Here is a 3439-nt window from a genome sequence, read left to right as displayed (position 1 = left end):
CCGCCGGACCCGCCGGTCGGCCGGGGTCCGGACCGTCGGCCCCCACGGTCGCGTCCGAGAAGGGCACCAGGGCGGGCAGGGGGCTCGACGAGGCGGGGAGCAGCGCGAGGAATCCCGGGATCGTCCCGGCGAGCATGAGCGAAGGCATCCCCGAGCGCACCGTCAGGTGCGGTCTCGACCCCTCGATGTCGGTGCCGTCGCGGGTGACCGGTCCCCCCGACCCCGGAGCGGCGACCTCCTCGGCCACCTCGTCCGCGCTAGGTGCGGTGGCCTCCGGGGAGCCGAGGACGACGACCGCCGCCGCGAGCCCGAGCCCTCCCACGAGAACCGGGAGGGCGATGAGTCCGGCAGCGGCGACCCTCATGCCACTCCTCCACACATGCGCTCAGTGTATTGATGACGCAACCACTGTCCCACCGAATGGGGATCTTGGAAAGAGGGTTCGGTCACACGGAACGCGAACGGGCCGCACCCGGTGTGGGTGCGGCCCGTTCGCGGATCCGTCTCCGGGACTTCCGTTCTCGTCCCGCAGGTCTCAGCCCAGGCGCTCCTTGAGGGCGGCGAACTGCTCGTGCACCTCGGCCGGGACCTTGGGTCCGCAGAACTCCAGCCACTCGGTGATGAGCGGGAGCTCGCGGCGCCACTCCTCGGGGTCGATGGCCAGTGCCTCCTCGACGTCCTTGAGGGGGGTGTCGAGGCCGGTGAGGTCGATGTCCGAGGCTCGGGCGGTGAAGCCCGCGACGGTCTCGTCCGCCTCGACCCGGCCCTCGATGCGGTCCACGACCCACTTGAGGACCCGGCTGTTCTCGCCGAACCCGGGCCAGAGGAAGCGACCGTCCGCGCCCTTGCGGAACCAGTTGACCAGGAAGACCTTGGGCATCTTGTCGCCACCGCGGGCGCCCATGTCCACCCAGTGCTGGAAGTAGTCACCGACGTTGTAGCCGATGAAGGGCAGCATGGCCATCGGGTCGCGGCGGACCGCGCCGACCTGGCCCTCCGCGGCCGCGGTCTGGCCGGAGGAGAGGGTGGCACCGATGTAGACGCCGTGGTTCCACGAGTGGGCCTCGCTCACCAGCGGCACGGTGTCCGCGCGGCGACCGCCGAACAGGATGGCCGAGATCGGCACGCCCTCGGGGGAGTTGAACTCCGCGGCCGTGACCGGGCACTGGTCGATCGGCACGCAGTAGCGGGAGTTGGGGTGGGCGGCGTTGCCGGCCCCGCCGTCGCCCACGGGCGTCCAGTCGTTGCCCAGCCAGTCGATCAGGTGGTCCGGGGTCCCCTCCAGGTCCTCCCACCACACGTCGCCGTCATCCGTGAGGGCGACGTTGGTGTAGATGGAGTTGCCCGCCTCCAGCGTCTTCATGGCGTTGGGGTTGGACGAGTAGTTGGTGCCGGGCGCGACGCCGAAGAAGCCGTACTCCGGGTTGACGGCGTAGAGCCGGCCGTCCTCGCCGAAGCGCATCCAGGCGATGTCGTCTCCCACGACCTCCGCGCGCCAGCCCTCGATGGTCGGCTGCAGCATCGCGAGGTTGGTCTTGCCGCACGCGGACGGGAAGGCCGCGGCGATGAAGTAGACCTTGTCCTCCGGGGAGATGAGCTTGAGGATGAGCATGTGCTCGGCCATCCAGCCCTCGTCGCGCGCCATGGCGGAGGCGATCCGCAGCGCGAAGCACTTCTTGCCCAGCAGCGCGTTGCCGCCGTACCCGGATCCGAAGGACCAGATCTCCCGGCTCTCCGGGAAGTGGGTGATGTACTTCTCCTCGTTACACGGCCACGAGACGTCCTCCTGGCCGGGCTCGAGCGGGGCGCCCACGGTGTGCAGGCCCTTGACGTACGCGCCGTCGGAGCCGATCTTCTCCAGCGCGGCGGTGCCCATGCGGGTCATGATCTTCATGGACACCACGACGTAGGCGGAGTCGGAGAGCTCGATGCCGAGCTTGGGGTCCTCGGCCTCCAGGGGGCCCATGCAGTAGGGCACGACGTACATCGTGCGACCACGCATGCTGCCGCGGAACAGCTCGGTCATGTGGCCGCGCATCTCGGCCGGGTCCCGCCAGTTGTTGGTGGGGCCGGCGCCCTCCGCGGTCTCCGAGCAGATGAACGTCCGCGACTCGACCCGCGCGACGTCCTTGGGGTCGGACTGGGCGAGGAACGAGTTGGGCTTCTTGGACTCGTCGAGTTTCACGAAGGTGCCGTGCTCCACCAGTTCCGTCGTGAGGCGGTCCCACTCCTCGTCGGAGCCGTCGGCGAAGACGACCCGGTCCGGCTGGGTCAGTTCGGCGACCTCGGCGATCCACGCGAGCATCTCCGCGTGATCGGTTGGCGCCTGACCCTCGAGGCCGGGAATGGTGGTGGTGGTCATCACAGCTCCTCGTACACGGTGCATGGTATCGATCACACACTATCGTCAACCCGATGGTCCCGCCGCCTTCCGGGCCCCGATCGTGGCCCCGACGTGAGCAATGCCTCAACTTTTCAGATGTGGCCGTGGTCGATGCGTTCCCACCGGGCCGGGGCCGGCGACGATTCGGGGGACCCGGCACGGGCCTCGTTGGTGAAGCCCCCGAACGGGACCCCCTCCGCGGGATTGGCCAGGCGCCAGGAGTCGTAGCTGCCGTCGAACCGGACCGTCGAGACGTGGTCGACCGTCCCGTCGCCGTCGACGTCCGTATAGACGGTGAGCCCCCGGCCGTCCCCCCGGGTGACGGCCTCCATGAAGCCGTCGCCGTCGAGATCCGCCTCGGGTGAGCCGAGATCGAGGACGCCGTCACCGACCGGGACGTGCAGACCCAGGGACGAGGCCTCGGCGAGCGGGGCGCCGTCGAGGCCGCACACGTCGGGCCTGGCACTGAAGTCGGACGGTTCGGAACCGGGGAAGGGGTCGGTCATGTCGAGGGGCTCCCTGGGGTGGCGAGGGCGGGCGGGGGAGTGCCTGCGGGCCCCGCAACAGTAGCCGCGGAAGCGGTGGTCGGGGTGGGCGCGGGTGCCCTCCCCGTGAGCCGTGACCGGCGGATACGGCGTTCGAGGTCGCCGACCCGGGGGCCCGGGTCATGGGCGAAGCCGTCGGTGATGGTGGCCTCCGCGGCCAGGATCCTGGCGCCGAGGGACTGTTCGACCTCCGAGCGCAGGGCGCCCAGACGTTCGGTCACGACGGCGGACGTGTAGGACCGCAGCGTCTGGGTCCGCCTGACCGTGACCGTGGTCCACCCGAGCGCGACGCCGCAGAGCAACGCCAGGGGGATCACCACCGCCGCCAGCCCGGGGATCTCGGCGAGTGGGGACAGGAGCATGCGCCCCACCCCGGTCCCGCCGGCCGCACCCATGATCATCACGAGTGCCTCCTCGCCGTGGTTGCGGGGCGGACGACCCGGGGCGATCCCGCCGGACGGTGCGGGGATCCGCGGTGTGGTGGGCGCGGCGGCCCCGAGGTGGCGGGCCA

General features: G+C 70.7%; 3 protein-coding genes and 1 pseudogene. All 4 read right to left on the bottom strand.

Annotated elements, in window-relative coordinates; genetic code table 11:
* Positions 1-364 (bottom strand): hypothetical protein (locus G6020_RS05040; RefSeq protein WP_206682204.1); only part of this gene is annotated, 364 nt, incomplete at its 3' end.
* A gap of 171 nt (positions 365-535) precedes the next feature.
* A complete protein-coding gene (locus G6020_RS05035) occupies positions 536-2362 on the bottom strand; it encodes a phosphoenolpyruvate carboxykinase (GTP) (RefSeq protein WP_179523600.1) in 1827 nt (608 codons plus the stop codon).
* A gap of 113 nt (positions 2363-2475) precedes the next feature.
* Positions 2476-2889 carry a DUF6802 family protein gene (locus G6020_RS05030; RefSeq protein ID WP_182609868.1) on the bottom strand — a complete coding sequence of 138 codons (414 nt, stop codon included), beginning with the start codon at positions 2887-2889 and terminating at the stop codon, positions 2476-2478.
* A pseudogene (locus tag G6020_RS05025) lies at positions 2886-3439 on the bottom strand (hypothetical protein); the annotation flags it as partial. The pseudogene G6020_RS05025 and the gene G6020_RS05030, both read right to left, overlap by 4 nt.

Origin of the sequence: Dietzia sp. B19 (genome assembly GCF_014145155.1) — a bacterium.
Taxonomy (GTDB): Bacteria; Actinomycetota; Actinomycetes; order Mycobacteriales; family Mycobacteriaceae; genus Dietzia; species Dietzia natronolimnaea.
Note: the sequence above shows the minus strand (reverse complement) of the source record. Positions and strands in the feature narration are given on the sequence as shown.

Bases quoted from the DNA above. Each gene is read 5' to 3' on its own strand.
- G6020_RS05035 (WP_179523600.1), bottom strand. From the start codon at position 2,362: ATGACCACCACCACCATTCCCGGCCTCGAGGGTCAGGCGCCAACCGAT.
- G6020_RS05030 (WP_182609868.1), bottom strand. From the start codon at position 2,889: ATGACCGACCCCTTCCCCGGTTCCGAACCGTCCGACTTCAGTGCCAGG.